The 15,203-nt window shown below is 47.1% G+C and carries 13 protein-coding genes; all 13 read left to right on the forward strand.

What is annotated here, in order from left to right:
* The coding region (locus tag AAH187_RS00575) for a PCP reductase family protein (protein WP_342346485.1) at window positions 1-386 on the forward strand (386 nt) is incomplete at its 5' end.
* Between the two features lie 66 nt (window positions 387-452).
* The gene (locus AAH187_RS00580) at window positions 453-1,526 is read left to right on the forward strand and encodes a hypothetical protein (protein ID WP_342346486.1); all 1,074 of its coding nucleotides are present in this window, start codon (window positions 453-455) and stop codon (window positions 1,524-1,526) included.
* Window position 1,527: 1 nt separating this feature from the next.
* Window positions 1,528-3,402, forward strand: coding sequence for a cytochrome ubiquinol oxidase subunit I (locus tag AAH187_RS00585; protein WP_342346487.1), 1,875 nt, complete (start codon window positions 1,528-1,530; stop codon window positions 3,400-3,402).
* Entirely contained in the window at window positions 3,399-4,133 is a 735-nt protein-coding gene (locus AAH187_RS00590; RefSeq protein WP_342346488.1) for a DUF3047 domain-containing protein, read from the forward strand. Before AAH187_RS00585 ends, AAH187_RS00590 begins: the two co-directional genes overlap by 4 nt.
* Before the next feature lie 3 nt (window positions 4,134-4,136).
* Window positions 4,137-4,514 (forward strand): hypothetical protein, encoded by a 378-nt coding sequence (locus AAH187_RS00595; protein ID WP_342346489.1) that lies wholly within the window; start codon window positions 4,137-4,139, stop codon window positions 4,512-4,514.
* Window positions 4,515-4,564: 50 nt separating this feature from the next.
* On the forward strand, window positions 4,565-5,482 hold the full coding sequence (locus tag AAH187_RS00600; protein ID WP_342346490.1) for an SUMF1/EgtB/PvdO family nonheme iron enzyme: 918 nt from the start codon (window positions 4,565-4,567) through the stop codon (window positions 5,480-5,482).
* Window positions 5,483-5,567: 85 nt separating this feature from the next.
* The gene (locus AAH187_RS00605) at window positions 5,568-6,440 is read left to right on the forward strand and encodes a formylglycine-generating enzyme family protein (protein ID WP_342346491.1); all 873 of its coding nucleotides are present in this window, start codon (window positions 5,568-5,570) and stop codon (window positions 6,438-6,440) included.
* 903 nt (window positions 6,441-7,343) lie between these two features.
* The gene (locus AAH187_RS00610) at window positions 7,344-9,101 is read left to right on the forward strand and encodes a cytochrome ubiquinol oxidase subunit I (RefSeq protein ID WP_342346492.1); all 1,758 of its coding nucleotides are present in this window, start codon (window positions 7,344-7,346) and stop codon (window positions 9,099-9,101) included.
* 66 nt (window positions 9,102-9,167) lie between these two features.
* Complete coding sequence (locus AAH187_RS00615) at window positions 9,168-10,481, forward strand: nitric oxide reductase (RefSeq protein WP_342346493.1); 1,314 nt, start codon at window positions 9,168-9,170, stop codon at window positions 10,479-10,481.
* Between the two features lie 45 nt (window positions 10,482-10,526).
* Entirely contained in the window at window positions 10,527-11,495 is a 969-nt protein-coding gene (locus tag AAH187_RS00620; RefSeq protein ID WP_342346494.1) for a cytochrome c, read from the forward strand.
* 61 nt (window positions 11,496-11,556) lie between these two features.
* Complete coding sequence (locus AAH187_RS00625; RefSeq protein ID WP_342346495.1) at window positions 11,557-13,380, forward strand: c-type cytochrome; 1,824 nt, start codon at window positions 11,557-11,559, stop codon at window positions 13,378-13,380.
* Window positions 13,381-13,446: 66 nt separating this feature from the next.
* Window positions 13,447-14,067: a molybdenum cofactor guanylyltransferase gene (locus AAH187_RS00630; protein WP_342346496.1), complete on the forward strand. Its 621-nt coding sequence runs from the start codon at window positions 13,447-13,449 to the stop codon at window positions 14,065-14,067.
* A 4-nt stretch (window positions 14,068-14,071) separates the two neighbouring features.
* Window positions 14,072-15,151, forward strand: a complete 1,080-nt coding sequence (locus AAH187_RS00635) for a glycosyltransferase family 9 protein (protein ID WP_342346497.1) — start codon at window positions 14,072-14,074, stop codon at window positions 15,149-15,151.
* The last annotated feature ends 52 nt before the right edge of the window (window positions 15,152-15,203 follow it).

Here is a 15,203-nt window from a genome sequence, read left to right on the forward strand (position 1 = left end):
GATTTTCTCTTGGGGCCGAAGGTAGTGCCAAGGACTTAGATACCATGGTCCCTCACACTCTATGGTCAGATGAGGCCTTATATCAGTTGAGCCGGCTTCCACCCTACTTACTTCCTCTCGTGCGGGAAGAGGTGGAGACGTTTGCCTCTACCAGGGGACAAAGGGTTGTCACGTTTTCGCGAGTTGGGTCGGCGCGGAATAAGGGGATGGTGGAGTGGAGCCCGGACGCAGAGCGTCGTATTAATAATGTTCCGTCAGGAATTCGGGCAATGGCGAGAATTGAGTTGGAGAGAACGGCTTTGGATCGCGGGATGCCTGCGGTCACGGTTGCACTCATGGAAGAGGTGAAAGCCCGTTATTTTGGTATGGCGGCAGGGCGCGCATGAAACGCCTTGTGTGCGAATTGACGCACACGATTAATCTCTGGAAATCTCTTCGAAGCGAGTAACAATATGTTGCATCGACTTTCCCTTCGTGTCCTTCCACAATTGAATGCCTTAGTAACGGATCAACCCGTCCGCAAGCGGAAACGTTTGGTGATGCTGGCTCCCGGCTTAGTGGCTTTTGGGATCTACCACCTTCTCAAGCCGGTTTTACCGCTTTACGACCCAATGGTGCTTCTGGCATTCACCGGCTGTATTTGTATGCTTACTGCCATCTGGTCTTATAGACAGGGACGTGGAGTCTCTCTTTTGGACTCCTGGCGCGAAGACGGGGCTCGGCAGTGGGTGTGGTTGGTGGGATGGATTGGTCTGGTCTATGGGATTCAATTATCCCTCTTGGTTTTGGCGATTCTTCAAGTATTTGTGGCCTATGACTTTTTGCTCCATCCGGAAGGTCCAGCCATGATGGCAACCATCATTTCATGCACGTCCGTGACCCGGGATGCCTTTGAAATCGGTCATGTGCAACGAATGAGGCAACAAGGGGTTGTCGTCCCAACCTTTCCTGACGGAGAGGCGTTACGAAAATGGATCCCACAAGAAATCGGAAGCATTGTGAAATGGGGAGCTTTGGCAACCATACTTGGGGTAGCCGGTTCATGGCTTTTGTTCGCTGTGGGGCCGATTGAACTGCAACCCATTCTTCAATCACTGTTAGTTCCCATTATGATCGCCTCAATCGGAATGAAGACGTTTTTCAGCGGGGAATCACTATATGCTCACAATACACAGGGAGGCAGGCCACGAACCTGGCTGTCATCTCTTTGGTTTTGGATGTGGCCAAATCTGACCTTTTCCGCAACGTATTTTCTGGTTCTCATGGGGATGGCTGCCTTTGTATTGCGGGTAGAGCACATCCCTCAAGTAGGATTTATGGGGATGGCCGCCTGTACCGCCATGTTGATGGCGCTGTATACCCTCTTTCTGGGTTGGCGCAAATCCTATGAAGAGCAGCTCGTTGGCATTCCTGAATCCATACAACGGTGTCCCTTTGTGATGGGAATGCTTCAAAATTCTAAATCCCCTGAATCTCTTCCTTCCCTCGCGGACGCCAAAGTCGGGCATGGCAATTTGGTGAATTAAATTGAAAACTCTTGTCAAACCATTATTGAGTGTACTGTTCATCTTTCTCCTGCAGTCCGGAGTTGTGTTGGGTGTGGATGCACAATCCTTACCGGCGACTGATGGGCAGGCAAGCCAGGATATTTTCTATCAAACTCCCGGAACGATTGAGGGTCCATCCGTCGAAGAGACCCACCTGGACTATTCCACTTATCCTCTCGTGGATAACAGGTTGGTTGTCTGGTTTGTGACTCAGCAGCACACCTATTTTGGGGGATTTGTCTTATCTATTCCCTTATTTTGTCTATTATTAGAATTCTTAGGAATCACCAGAAAACAGCGGGCGTCCCAACAGAAGTTCGATGGACTGGCTCGTGATATTTTGCGCGTGGCCCTGTTGTCCTTGTCCATAACGGCCTTATTAGGCTGTCTCATGCTCATAACCTTTGTGACTCTTTACCCCGGGTTCATGAATTACATGGGAGCAACGTTTAAGCCGGTCATGCCAGTGTATGCCACGGTGTTTGTGAGTGAAGCTTTTCTTTTGGCCCTCTATTATTACACCTGGAATTTTCTCAAAACCCCGGCAGCGAAGTGGGTCCATATGACCATTGGAGTTCTTTCCAATGCAACCGGAGTGGTTTTATTGTTGTTAGCCAATTCGTGGGCTTCGTTTATGATGGCACCGGCCGGCGTTGATGCCCAGGGTCACTTTTTAGGGAATGTGTGGCATCTTTTGCACTCTCCCTTATGGAATCCATTGAATACTCACCGATTTTTAGCGGATATTATGTCAGGTGGCGCAGTGGTCGTCGCCTATGCGACCTACCGGTATTTCATGGCTAAAACCTCTGAGGATCGGGCGTATTACGATTGGGTTGGGCATGTCTTTATTGTGGTGGTGGTCTGTGCACTTCTGCCCATGCCACTTGCAGGTTACTGGTTGATGCGATCTGTGTTTGAGTTTAGGCAAACGATGGGCATGGCCATGATGGGGGGCATGTTGTCGTGGCTGTTTGTCCTCCAAGCCATTATGGTTGGAGTCTTGTTTTTAGGAATTAACTATTACATCTGGCAATCATTGGCCCGCATTCAGGGTGGCGAGCGCTTCCATCCACACTTTAAGGCCATTCTCTTTGCATTGATGGTGTGTTTTCTCGTGTGGTTTACGCCGCACACCATTGCGATGAGTGGGAGTGAGATGAAAGCGATGGGCGCGGCCCAGCATCCGGTTATTGGTCAATTCGGTGTCATGTCTGCAAAGAATGGTGCGGTTAATGTCATGATCTGTTTAACCGCACTGAGTTACATTCTGTATCGGCGAGCCAATTGTGTGATGACCGTAAAATGGGCATCAAAGGGTAATGCTCTCTTAATGATATTATTTCTCATGGGGATTGCCAATATTGTGTGGTTGGCCATTTACGGATTCTATATTCCCGCAAATGTTCGGGTGGGTCTTTCCTCGCCTCAAGGGATGACCACCGCGACTGTGGTGGTTGGAGGGTTATTGTTGAATCGGTTCCTTTTGCGAGGCGCCCATATTAACGGGCCTGTGCATTGGGGACGAATTACTCCGCGTGGGATTGTGGCATTGTTTGTCGTGGCTGCCGCGTTTACGTGGGTAATGGGGTTGATGGGGTACATAAGGTCTGTTGGCCGCTTGGGATGGCATATTTCTGAATTAATGCCGGATCAATCCTCTTGGGCATTTACGCCTTCTCTGGGATTTGCTGCGAAAATGGTCACCCTCAATATGATTGTTTTTTGGTCGTCAGTTTTTTTTGTATTCTGGCTTAGCCGATGGGATCAGCGAGTGGTAGAACGGCGAACGGCTGAATTTGCACGGCCTTCACCGGTTATTCAGGTCATTTCAGAAGAGGAATCTGCGTCATGAGAGTCTGTCTTTGGCAAAAGAATAGTTTAGAGGGTGTGAAGCGAAACCGAGTAAGGCCTTCATTTTTGGCATGGTTGGTAGTGGGCCTCCTGGTCAATGGAAGTAGTGCCGCGTGGACCCAAGAGGTTCCGAACACAGGGTCTTCTAGTAGTTCGATGGTGGTAGAGGATTTTCAGCATCCTGATGACAAAGGATTTCCTCAGGGTTGGGAAGCGCAGCGGAGTACGGTCACCGCCCATGAAACCTATACGATTCAAGAGGAGGGCGGGACTTTTTACCTTTCGGCCAAGGACGCCAATCAACGGGTATATACCAAGCACATGACGTGGGACCCGAAGCAGCACCCTATTCTGACCTGGCGTTGGCGGATACAGACTGTTCCTGATAACGCCGATTTCCTGGCCGCAATCTACCCGTCCTTGGATGTTGACCTGATGTTTATTCCCGTGAACACGAAATATGTGTGGAGTGCAACGCTTCCTGTGGGGTCAGTCAAAGAGGGGGGCATGTTTAGCTCCACAGAAATTGTCATTCGTAGTGGGACTGAATCCCTTGGGACGTGGGTTGAGGAGCGGGTAAATGTGTATGAAGATTTTCTGAAAATTCATGACCATGAACCGGCCCCGCATGCCTGGGGCATTTCTTTGTTAGGCGGGCCGGGAGTGGAAGTGGACTTTGGTTCTATTCAGGTTCAGGCTGAATCATCCAAAGCTGACCTCGGACGGGAATGAGGAGTGAAGTTGTCTCCAGCTAAAATTTTTGATGTCCTCCTTGGAATACTAGGTTTAGGGACAGTGGGCCTCTTGATCGGGGTCTTCATGGGGGATGGGTGGCTTCCTGTCGCGTTAGCATTGGGAGCTATTCTTGGCGCAGGAGTAGGCTTGGTAGGCGGACGAGGGTTTTTTTTGAGCATTTTTATCGGAACCATTTTAGGTGGCTTGTTGGCCTTAGGGGTGAGTGGAGCCGAGGCTGTAACGGTTGGCGCAGCCTCGGGTGCGGCAATGGGCGGATTTTTGGGAATTTGGATTTCGATGCTTATTGAGACGTGGCGACAACGGAATCAAACCCTTCCTGAGTGCGACGTGAAGCACCCCAATCATTTGCAACCGTAATCAATCTGAGGCATCGAGGTGAGTGTGTCAAAGCGAGGGGCAAGGTAGTCATGGAAAACCAACGGGTTCTCATCGGGTCAATTATATTTGTATTCGGCTCTTTTATCATGATGATCGTGATGTTGATTTATATGACCTATAAAGGGAAAGCTGATTTGGCGGAATTGTCAGCCGGCCAAACGGCCAACGTCAGGGTATTGCAGTCAATGCCCACGCAGGATTTTTCCATGTATAAAACGTTCGTCGGGGATGATGGCCGGGAAATGGTCGAAATTCCTGAAGGGCCGTTTACCATGGGCATTGGGGATGGGGATCCCGATGAAGGGCCATCGCATCCGGTGTACCTCCAAACGTTTTACATCGACCTTAAAGAAGTCACGCAGGCAGATTATGATCGGTATATCAAGATGACGAAACGGGACAAACCTAAGGTGCCGGTTTTTGAAGATGATGTCGCCAAACTGGTCGGTCTGGATTATCCGGTGGTGGCTGTGACCTGGAACGATGCATTCGGGTATTGTCGGTGGGCTGGCAAGCGGTTGCCGACCGAAGCGGAGTGGGAAAAGGCGGCTAGGGGAGAAGGGAAACGGCGTTATCCTTGGGGGGAAAAGTTCGAATATCAGTTTGCCAATGTTGATGGGGAGGAGGATGGCTTTCAGTATTTAGCCCCCGTTGGATCATTTGAGGTAGGGAGAAGCCCTTTTGGACTCTATGATGCCACCGGCAATGTGGCTGAATGGGTCATGGATAGTTATGCTCCTGACTATTATCAGCAAGCTCCGTATCGGGATCCACCAGGACCGAAAGACCAAGACGAGAATAAAGTTATTCGTGGGGGGTCTTGGCGTGAATCTCGTATAGGTGCCAGGGTTACCAAGCGTTTTGCAGCTAAAATGTGGAGGAATGATGCCAGTGTTGGATTTCGGTGTGCAAAAGAGCCTCCGACTGAAACTCCTCAATCTTCCTAAGCGATAAGCAAACTTCTCACCGGCGAGAAAAATCGTCCATGGTTTCTCGGGATAGGACGCATTGACGGATAAGAAATAAGGAAACATGGACGGTCGATTTAAATTAATTTTTCTGATTGCGGTCTTGTTTATGACCGGCCTACCATTGTGGGGGATTTTGAAAGGCACCGATACTCCTCCGAGTCTCCCAGATCCAGGTCCCCAATCCCTAGCTTCTTCGACATTGGAACCGTCCATAGATTTGATGGTTCCTGATCCGGACATAGGAAATGAGATGATTGAAATTCCCGAAGGAGAATTCATTCTTGGTAGTAATGAAGGCGGATTTAATGAAAAGCCTGCTCACGTCGTTAATCTAGGGACGTACTGGATTGATCGGTATGAAGTCATCTATAAACGCTATATGGAATTTGTAGAAGCTACCGGCCATCGGCAGCCTGGTCCACCATCACGGTATGCCACAAAGCTCGGATTGTTACGAGGGCCTTATCAGCCGATTACCTATGTGTCATGGAGCGATGCGAATGACTATTGCCAGTGGAAAGGTAAGCGTCTCCCTACGGAACAGGAATGGGAAAAGGCTATGCGAGGGACAGATGGACGCACTTGGCCGTGGGGTGAGGGGTTGAACGGACATCCTGCCAATTTTGCAGGTGAGGGCGACGGGTTTGAGGTGTCGGCTCCTGTAAGATCGTTCCCTCTTGATCAAAGTGTATTCGGGGTCTATGACGGGGCAGGTAATGTTATGGAATGGACGGATAATTGGTATGTGGAAGATCTATACCTACAGAATAATTCTATTTCGCAAGAAGATGATCGGCCAAACTCGACTTACAAGACTATGAGAGGCAGTGGCTATACGAGCCAAGGAGTCGATCTCAGGATAACCAACAGGAGTTTTATGGTTCCTGATTTTCGAGATGAGACAATTGGTTTCAGATGCGCACGTTCAGATTAATATCAATAAACGGGACGATTTTCTGTAGTGAAAAAAATGAAAAAATTAAAGGAAATCAAAATAGTAGAGGATGAGAAACACGGCAAGCAGAATATTGACAACCATTCCGGCCAAAACTATAATGTCGAACACTTTTGCATTTGTACGCATGAGCAATCCCTCGTTTTACGTGATCAATGAATGTTTGAATAGCACGAAAAATAATAATGTGTCAATAAAGTTTATTAGGGAAAATCGTTTAAGTTTTGGATGCGAATTAAGCATAGGGAGGATTTAAGATGGGGGATTCAACAGCTGTCATAAGGGAGTCAACGGAGTTAGAGACTAAAATAGGTAAAGCGATTTTTTATGTGACCTGCTCAGTAAGCCTTTGGTTTTTCTATTGGTTTTCCGGCATTCAGTGCCCCTGCTAAAAAACATGATTTCCAATAAGACAATCAATCATTTAATACTCTTAGACGCAAGGAGGGGCGCATGCAGACAGCTCTGTATGTCATAGTTTCTTTGGTTATTTGTTTTGTGTATTTCCAGGCGTTGGATTATGTCCTGATGGATGCTCAGGGGCTGGACTATTTCTACATGTTCAGATAGTAGAAATAGGGACCAGATTGAAATTTAGGATTCACATTCATGACAGGTTTAGGTAAATTTGATGGGTTTAAACACAACACGTTTTCACAAGGAGGTAGGTCAATGGGTCGCCTGTTCAATCAAATGACCCGGGGGAAGAAAAAGTTGTTCGCCGTTTCGGCCTTGATGGTGATGGGCGGTCTGCTATTGCTGCCAATTTTCCTGTCAGTCTCAGCTGTGGCAAGTGGGGGTGGGGCTCCAGCGGGTGGTCCGCCGGCAGATGTCGTTGCCGCACAAAAGGCGGGGGAGGAAGGCGAGGCGGAAAAGGTGGAGATGGGCCGTGATATTTATTACAAGACTGAAGGTCCAGCCACCGGAGCGGGCGCACCGATAACGGCCGACAACGAAACTTTTTATCCTCGGTATAACTTCGAGAGTCGTGTCCTCCTTTGGGTAGCCAACCAGCAGCATTTATATTACGGCAGTTTTGTGTTGGCGGTTCCCATCTTTTGTATGTGTATCGAATTTGCAGGTATGATAAGCAAAGATAAGGCAATGGCCAAGAAATATGACCAATTGGCCTATGATTTTATCAAAATCAGTCTGACTGCCTATTCCTTAACCGCCATCCTTGGTGGGATCCTTATCTTTACCTTTTTGACTCTTTATCCTGCCTTTTTTGGGTACTTGTCTAGTATTTTCCGTCCGGTCATGCACATTTATGCATTAACATTCGTGGCGGAAAGTGCAACCCTCTATATTTATTATTACGGTTGGGACAAGATGAGGGAGGGTGTCCTGAAGTGGGTTCATCTCAGCATGTCCGTGATTCTGAATGTTATTGGAACGGTACTGATGTTCCTCGCCAATTCATGGATTGCGTTTATGATGTCGCCTGCTGGAGTTGATGAGCAGGGGAGATATCTTGGGAATATTTGGCATGTGATCCATACGGCTCTTTGGAATCCTTTGAATGTTCATAGAATTCTTGGGAACATGGCATTTGGTGGTGGTGTAGTAGCTGCCTATGCTGCCTATCGTTTCCTTTCTTCAAAAACGGATGAAGAGCGTGCTCATTACGACTGGATGGGCTACATCGCAATGAGTCTAGGCGTGGCGTTTTTAATCCCGCTACCATTTGCAGGATATTGGTTGATGCGAGAGGTGTATGCCTACCGTCAGCAAATGGGAATTACATTGATGGGTGGGTTGCTGGCCTGGTTGTTTATTATTCAAGCAACCATGATTGGAATTCTTTTCCTCACCACAAATTATTACCTTTGGCAAGCGCTTGGCCGGATGACAGGTGGAGAGCGATTCCAAAAGTATATTAAGTATCTCGTGTTTATATTGGTAGTTGGCCTTCTGGTTTTCATTACACCGCATACCATCGTGATGTCTCCCGCAGAATTGAAAGCCATGGGCGGGCAGCAGCATCCGGTTCTTGGAAATTATGGGGTCATGTCTGCCAAAAATGGTGGAATTAATGCCATTATCATGACAACCATTCTGAGTTTTATTTGGTACCAGCGAGGGAACAGGGTTCCAACGGTTAGTTGGGCCAAGTTTGGTAATATTTTCATGGGATGTTTCTTTATCATCGCCCAGATAAACAATGTTTGGTTGGCATGTTATGGATACTTCATCCCTGCAAACGTACGAATTGGGTTGTCTGTGCCTCAGGTGGCGGGAACGTTGTCTTGTCTGCTTTTGATGACGCCACTCAATCTGGCGATGTTGAAAAATGGAAGACAATTGGGACCGATCAGATGGGGGCAAATTCCCCCACGTTCACAATATGCGATCATCATGTTGGCCACCGCATTTACGTGGATGATGGGATTAATGGGGTATATCCGTTCTTCGGTGAGGTTATTCTGGCACGTCAATGAAGTGATGCGAGATAATTCTCCCTGGGCATATACCCACACAATTGGTTTTGCTGCTAACGTTATTTCGTTTAACGTACTATTTTTCTGGATCAGTATTATGTTTGTCTTTTGGTTGGGCACCCTAGGTGCGAAAAAAGTACCGGTTCCTTCGCCGGCAGGGCAGCCAGTTCCATCTCCTCAGTCTGCAACTGGTCATTAACGAAAAATACAATTACAAACAATCGTGGGGCTGCAATAGGCAGCCCCCAAGTTGGAGGATTGCACTGTGGTTGAGTTATTGGGACGGGCGATAGGAATGGGTTGGCCAGTATTGCTGATGCTGGTTGGGCTGTTGCTGTATTTTCAGGCAACTATTTCAGATCCGGTAAAGAAGAAAAGGGCAAGTTTTCAGACAATAATTGGAATATTCTGCGCATTTTTAGCCTTTATCGCTATTTCCAATTATACCCATAATTTTGAAGCGAACAGTGGTTTGTTGCCGGTTTCTCTGGTCATGATTACCATCATGGCGTTCGTGATGGGCCTCTATTTTCCGAACATTAGTGCTCTCATGAAAATTGGAGGCTTCATGTTCTTTGTGGCAGCCGTTCTCTCCGGATATGGAAATTGGCTGCCTCAGGTCGAAGGTGGATTTCCTCCTCCTGTCGTAAAGTTAGACTTCCAAAGCATGTCATCGCAGCAATTAGGGGATGAAGGCGAAAAGATTATTTTTGGCGGAATTGGCCAAAGTAAAACACAAGGAGCCATTGGGAAGGGACAATGTCCGTTGTGCCATGGATTCCAACAGGGATTTTTAAGTGAACGGGCGCCTAATCTTTTTGGCATTCCTGATAGAGCAGCAGAGAGGTTAAAAGAGCCCAATTATCATATGGATAATGTAGCTGCTCGAAACACCGAGCAAAAAGAAGCCTTTGCAGGATCCGGTGCGGCTACCAATGCTCAGGAATATATTGCCGAGTCACATGCTTGCCCGAGCTGTTTTGTGGTGACTGGATTTGGCGTCAAGGGATCAAACGATACCGTAAGTCCCATGCCTAAGATTCATAAACCACCGATATCCTTAACCATAGGGGAATTGGCGGCTGTGGATACTTGGATGTATACGAGGGAAGGGAAAGAATCTCCGGCTTATGACGTAATTGCTACCTCATATGAAAAGTTCATTCCGGAAGCTGATCGCCCATCAGCCGGTGGTGAAGAAGAAGCTGGTGCAGCTGGGGGCAATATATTGGCTGACGGGAGCGAGCCCACTGACAAGCTCTTTATGAAGGCTGGATGTCCTGCCTGCCATACCATCCCAGGGATTCAGGATGCGGTTGGAAAAGTCGGTCCACTTCTCATGGAGGGATCGAATGCCCCAAATCGCTTGAAAGACCCGACTTATAAAGGCAAAGCCAAATCTCCGAAGGAATATATTACTGAATCAATATTGGACCCCAGTGCGTACGTGGTGAAAGATTTCCCTGACAATCAAATGCCAAAGGATTTTGGCGTAAGACTGACAGGAGGGGCTCTTAATAAAATTGTGGATTATTTGGCGCAATTGAAAGAAGGCCAACCTTTACCTCCAAAAGAATAAGGAATATTAATTTAGGGGATAACCCTTTATAAGGAGTAAGGAAGAATGACTTGGCTCAAATTAGTTGAAGGCTATATGCCCATGCAGATGATTTCCGAGTTGGCGATCTGCATTCTTGTGTTTTCTATTATTAATTACTCTCTCAAAAGAGCAGGTGTGGGTTTACCAAAATTTTGGGCAGGAATCTTTGTCTGGTGTTTTGTAAATTTGTTCTATCTGAAATATCGAATTTACCCACCCATTCCATTTAGTGTGCGGGCTATTTATGGCACAGTGTCCGCTTGCGGTATTTTTATGTGGGTGTCCGGTTCACAGCAGGAATGGGAAGAATTCAAGCGTCCTATTATCAATGTGCTGGACGCAAAAACTGGTATGACTAAGTTTATTCGTACGGCGCTATTGATCCTATTGCCTATCGGACTCTGGGGATTTGCTTACAATTCCTTCCTACCGAGTTTTGATGAACCCATTGAGTTGAGAACTGTGCATCCGGCACCACCGGCGACAACGAAAGTGCACGGGAAAACGTATGTTTTGCAAACGGCCTCCAACCCCTATCGTATTAATGCGGAGGGAAAATACGATCAGGCATACAGCAACGCTCATACCGTAAGCCAGGATATGGGACGATTGATGAAGGATGTAAAGAACCCGGAAGATAACCCTTGGGATCCGAATGCGAAAGGCTACATTAAGCATGTTCGGGAGGGTGGAGAGATCTTCTTTCAGAATTGCCATTTTTGTCATGGGGATAATTTGAATGGTCGTGGTCTTTGGGCCTTTGCGTTCAATCCCATTCCCGCCAATTTTACCGATGCGGGAACCATCGCACAATTACAGGAAACATTCGTGTTCTGGCGGGTCTCCAAAGGGGGAATCGGCCTACCGGGTGAAGCTTTCCCGTGGGCATCCGTCATGCCTCCTTGGGAACAGCATTTAACGGTCGATGAAATCTGGAAGGTCGTTATGTTTGAATACTGGCACACCGGGTACTACCCGCGGACTTGGGAATAGGGGGGACGCGGACATGAATGGTATTAAATCCGAAACTGGACATTTTGAAAAGAGGATGGTCATGAACGAAAAGACACCAGCCGAATATGGTAGGCGTGGCTTAGGCGCCTGGCTTCTGAGTTGTAGTCTCCTTATGGGTGGACTGGGACTGGCTAGCACCTCTCATGGTGAGATGGCAGAAGGCTTTGCCGAAGGGAGCCGCCCGGCTCCACCATCTGCGGAACAAGTTGAAGCAGGCAAACGAGTGTATTTCACCAAATGTGTGTGGTGCCATGGCGTGAACGGATCAGGGGACGGGCCAGGAGCAGACCGTCTATGGCCAAGACCACGTAATTTTAACTCCGGGACGTTTAAAATTCGGCATACTGCAAGTGGTGAATTGCCACTCATTGACGTGGATCTGTTTCAAACCGTAACTCATGGTTTGCCTGGTTCTGCCATGCCGTCATGGGAAGGTATTTTAACAGATGACCAGCGTAGGGATGTTTTGGCCTTCGTCACCACTGAATTGGTTAAGGATCGTAGTTGGCAGGATACCGAATTCGAAGAATTTCATGTGTTGCAATTGGAGTCAATAAAACCCGTTCCTCCTACGGCGGAATCGGTGAAGCGTGGCTCGGAACTCGTGAAAGAAATGAAATGTATTGAGTGCCATGGCCTAGAGGGTCGGGGAGATGGCAATGCGTTTAACCTCAAGGATGACTGGGGTTTTTCCATTCAACCTGCGGACTGGCATAAATGCTGGAATTTTAGAGGCAGCCGACAGGACGCGTATAATGTGAAGAACATATTCAGGACATTTTCGACGGGGGTAAGCGGAACGCCTATGCCTTCCTTCGCCGATAATACTACGGTTGAGGATCGGTGGCACATTGCCAATTATGTCAATCATCTTTGTGAACGGGATAAGGATGTAGATATTGCCGGCGGTAACGTGACAGATGAAATCGCAGCGGAATTAGTGGCAGCCAAACCTCGGGGAATTGATCCCCTAACGGATAAGCCTAAAGTTGATTTCGTTGTTCCTTCAAAATTTGTTGAAGGTGAGCTACCGGCTGATGAGCATGATGAGAGATGGAAACTGGTTGATCGTAGGATTGTGGCAACTGGGGGACAGATCACGCACAAGCCAAGAAACTTTGTGACCAGAATTGACGATGTCTGGGTTCAATCTCTATACAATGATACTCATATTACGTTTATGTTTAGGTGGGATGACCGGACAAAGAGTGTGCAGAAAGATAGTGTTGACTGGGAACCCTATGAGGTAAATCTTGGTGATTATGGTATAGAAGAGCAGGCACCAGGAGGATCAAAATTTGCCGATGATCCTGAACATCCTGAATCAATCGCCGCCAAACAAACGGCATATCAAGTGTTTAATGATGGAATTGCCTTTCAGCTTCCTATAAAATGGCAGGAATTGCCTTCACCAAGAAAGCCTAGATATTTCTGGGGAGATGAGGGATTCCCGGTCGACATTACGAAATGGACGGCTGATGGCGAACTGAAAGCCTACCAGGGTGAAGGTTGGGATGTAGACTTCGAAGATCGGGATGATTTCACAGAACAACTGAAAACGGTGAAAGCCGAATGGAAAGATGGAAGATGGACAGTTATCGTCACCCGCCCACTCAAAGGTGACTATGAAGAAGATGCTTACATTGAGTTGGGGAAATATATTCCTATCAATTTCTTTGTTTGGGATGGTCACAATGGGGATGTGGGGCGAAAGATGGCTGTCTCCGCTTTCTATTATCTTGTGTTAGAGCCACCTATTGAAAAAGAAACATATATTTACCCAACGATAGCAGCCATTGGGTTGGTCCTTGTTGAAGGGTGGCTTTTGACCAGACGGGCCAATCGTCGTAAGGGCAAAGTCTAATAAAAATTGTAAACCTCGGAAGTTTCCGAAAAAAATGAAGGGGGTGGGCAACCACCCCCTTTTTTTATGGTCAATATCAAAAAAATTCCAAACATTTCCGGTGTGGTTTTAGCTGGTGGGCAAAGCCGCAGGATGGGAACTGATAAACGAACGCTCGAATGGGGGGGAATCAAATTTCTGGATAAAGTTTGTCTCACCCTGGGAGAAATATTTGATGAGATAATACTGGTAACTGCCATAGAAGATTACCCATGCGAACATCTCCCTGTCAGACTAGTGACTGACGCTATTCCTCATAGAGGCTCATTAGGCGGGCTGTTTACCGGGATCAAGGAGGCATCTCACCCTTCGGTTTTTGTTGTGGCTTGCGATATGCCTTTTTTAAATTCTCTTGTCATTTCCAGGCTTTGTGCCATGCCTGATAGTGACGTATTGATGGTCAAGCTTTCGACCGGATATCAGCCTCTTCACGCACGATATTCCAAACGATGCTCATTTATTATGGAACGGATGATTCATGACGGGAAGCTTCGTATTCAAAATTTGGTTGAGGATTCATCTTTGTCTGTACAGATTGTTGAGGAATCTCTATTCGACGACATTGATCCACATGGATATTCTTTTTTGAATATTAATACCCCCTCCGATTATGAATTTGCCAGAAAAGCTACTTCCCACTTGAAATAATTGTATGCCTTTATCCCTCCCAAACTTATTGATTGTCCATCCTGGAGCATTGGGGGATGGGTTATTGGCTCTGCCTGCTCTTAGGGTATTGCAAATTACATTTCCTGGGCATCGTCTGATTTGGTTTGGTCATAAGGAATTGGGTGACGTACTTGTGGATACGCAGGAAGTTCATCAGTCCTTTTCTTTTGATAGACTGGAGTTTTTGGCATATCGCGGAAAAAATGATTCCTATCAGGAAAAATTCTTGTCGATTATCCGTGATTGCGATAAAGCCATATGTTGGTTCGAGGACAAAGACGGTGTTTGGCGGAGTTGGTTGAAGAATGCAGGAATCCAAAACTGTATTTTTCGGTCCCCTCATGACCCGACATTGCTTCATAAACATATGGTTGATCGGTATGTTGAAATACTCCAACCGTGGGCTAGGACGACACAAGTCCCGTGTGACATAGAAAAAAATGTGAGTCTTACACGGCACCTTGTGTTCCCCAAATCACTCTCGTTGAGAGTCTCTTCTCCTAACAAGGAGCCACTTATTGTTCTCCATGCTGGAAGTGGAAGCCGATACAAATGTGCTTCTCCTGTATTATTGGCGAGTATTGTCAATGGCCTGATGATAGCCAATCCGAAGCGGAAGATTTGTCTTATAGGAGGACCAGCTGATATTGACTCTCTTCGAAATGTGCAAAGGTTACTGACTCACCCTGAGTATGCCATTCTGACGGGAATGGATCTGCTTCAGGTCGCGCAATATTTACAACATGCCCAATTGTTTATTGGGCATGATTCCGGACTTTCGCATTTTGCTGCAAGTTTGGGCATTTCTTCGGTGTTGTTGTTTGGTCCTACGGATCCGGCAAAATGGGCACCGCGGGGAACCCACGTAACCGTGTTACGAAAATTCTGTTATTGCATAGGTAAGGTGTCCGTTGCGCATTGTACGGATAAGCAGTGTCTTTCTATTCCCCAACATGAAGTCCTCGCAAAAGTTGAGGAAGTGCTATGTAGTGTAAAGGCATCCGTGTCTTACCAAACCGTTGAGCGTGTTGATGAAGATTTCACTGTGCCTTGCCTTGGATAGAATGCTGTGCTACATTCGCCGCGGTTATTGAAAAACCCATATATTCTGCGTA

The sequence above is a fragment of the uncultured Nitrospira sp. genome, assembly GCA_902500695.1.
Classification (GTDB): domain Bacteria; phylum Nitrospirota; class Nitrospiria; order Nitrospirales; family UBA8639; genus Nitrospira_E.

Excerpts from the sequence above, each read along its gene's own strand:
- AAH187_RS00580 (WP_342346486.1), top strand. The coding sequence starts at position 453 with ATGTTGCATCGACTTTCCCTTCGTGTCCTTCCACAATTGAATGCCTTA.
- AAH187_RS00625 (WP_342346495.1), top strand. The coding sequence starts at position 11,557 with ATGAACGAAAAGACACCAGCCGAATATGGTAGGCGTGGCTTAGGCGCC.
- AAH187_RS00635 (WP_342346497.1), top strand. The coding sequence starts at position 14,072 with ATGCCTTTATCCCTCCCAAACTTATTGATTGTCCATCCTGGAGCATTG.
- AAH187_RS00600 (WP_342346490.1), top strand. The coding sequence starts at position 4,565 with ATGGAAAACCAACGGGTTCTCATCGGGTCAATTATATTTGTATTCGGC.
- AAH187_RS00590 (WP_342346488.1), top strand. The coding sequence starts at position 3,399 with ATGAGAGTCTGTCTTTGGCAAAAGAATAGTTTAGAGGGTGTGAAGCGA.
- AAH187_RS00630 (WP_342346496.1), top strand. The coding sequence starts at position 13,447 with ATGGTCAATATCAAAAAAATTCCAAACATTTCCGGTGTGGTTTTAGCT.
- AAH187_RS00620 (WP_342346494.1), top strand. The coding sequence starts at position 10,527 with ATGACTTGGCTCAAATTAGTTGAAGGCTATATGCCCATGCAGATGATT.
- AAH187_RS00610 (WP_342346492.1), top strand. The coding sequence starts at position 7,344 with ATGGGCCGTGATATTTATTACAAGACTGAAGGTCCAGCCACCGGAGCG.
- AAH187_RS00605 (WP_342346491.1), top strand. The coding sequence starts at position 5,568 with ATGGACGGTCGATTTAAATTAATTTTTCTGATTGCGGTCTTGTTTATG.